1 protein-coding gene is annotated in these 1,387 nt (G+C 43.8%); it reads left to right on the top strand.

Annotated features, from left to right (window positions below; genetic code table 11):
* Positions 1 to 181 precede the first annotated feature (181 nt).
* The gene (argF, locus tag QUB51_RS30280) at positions 182 to 1,102 is read left to right on the top strand and encodes an ornithine carbamoyltransferase (protein ID WP_333052921.1); all 921 of its coding nucleotides are present in this window, start codon (positions 182 to 184) and stop codon (positions 1,100 to 1,102) included.
* Positions 1,103 to 1,387: the final 285 nt, after the last annotated feature.

Here is a 1,387-nt window from a genome sequence, read left to right as displayed (position 1 = left end):
GCGGATTTTGGCGTTAGGAACTAGCGCTTCTGCCTGTGGAGGGGATGTAAGTCGATCTGGTAAAACTTCGGTTTTGTTGGACGCCCCGCCCCGTTGAATCAGGAAGCCAGCGCTGTACCACTTAAGTGGTCAGCGTCTGGTAGTTCACGACAAAGTTAAAAATTTGTGTGTGGGGGAAAGCATGGATTCCTTAAAAGGGCGAGATTTATTAAGTCTGGCAGATTTAAGCATTGACGAATTAAATTATTTGCTGGATCTAGCAGCCAGTTTAAAATCGGGAATGGTCAAGCTGAAACGCAATAAAGTTCTCGGCTTGTTATTTTCCAAAGCTTCAACGCGAACGCGGGTAAGTTTTACGGTAGCAATGTATAAATTGGGAGGGCAAGTGATTGACCTCAATCCCAACGTTACACAAGTCAGCCGCGGGGAACCTTTGGTAGATACAGCCAGGGTTTTAGACAGATATTTAGACATTTTGGCGATTCGGACGTTCGAGCAAAAGGACTTAGCAACTTTTGCTAATTATGCGAAAATTCCTGTGATTAATGCGTTGACAGATGACGAACACCCATGTCAAGTTCTGGCGGATTTAATGACAGTAAAAGAGTGTTTTGGCAAGCTAGAAGGATTGACCCTGACTTATTTGGGCGATGGCAATAATATGGCTAATTCGCTGATGTTGGGCTGTGCAATGACGGGAATGAATGTAAGAATTGCTTGCCCTCAAGATTTCGGGCCCAATGCTGAGATAGTGGAAAAAGCTAAGAATATTGCTCAGGGAAAAACCGAAGTTACGGTGACGACGGACGCAGAAGCTGCTGTGAAGAATGCTCAAGTGATTTATACTGATGTTTGGGCGAGTATGGGACAGGAAGAGGAAGCAAAAATCAGAATTCCTTTGTTTGAACCCTATCAGGTAAATGAACAATTGCTGAAGTTAGCCGATAAGAATGCAATTGTATTGCACTGTTTGCCCGCACACCGGGATGAAGAGATTACCGATGCAGTGATAGAAGGCAGTCAATCGCGCGTTTGGGATCAGGCAGAAAATCGGATGCACGCTCAGCAAGCTTTGCTCGCAAGCATTCTGGAAAGCGATTAGGTTTGTAGTAACGACTTCAGTCCTTAAAGATGTTGTCAGTAAATATGTCGCCATTTCGCCAGTCCGCCAGGGGTTTAAACCCCTGGCTCAAAGCTTAAGTCGGTTTTAACCGACTGCGACTATTAGATTTATTGTATCGATTTTTTAGGCGAATAAAATTGCCGATGAATTCAAAATAGTTGGCGGTTTTACAAACAGATTAAATACTCAGGGTAAGAGCATCTCAATCATGCTTGACAAAAGCACTTGAGAATTTGCATCATATAGTCATTGTTCATCGCAGCC

This window comes from Microcoleus sp. AT8-A3 (assembly GCF_036705675.1).
GTDB lineage: Bacteria > Cyanobacteriota > Cyanobacteriia > Cyanobacteriales > Microcoleaceae > Microcoleus.
The sequence above is the reverse complement of the archived record's forward strand: the minus strand, read 5'-3'. Positions and strand labels throughout refer to the sequence as shown.

Bases quoted from the DNA above. Each gene is read 5' to 3' on its own strand.
- argF (WP_333052921.1), top strand. From the start codon at position 182: ATGGATTCCTTAAAAGGGCGAGATTTATTAAGTCTGGCAGATTTAAGC.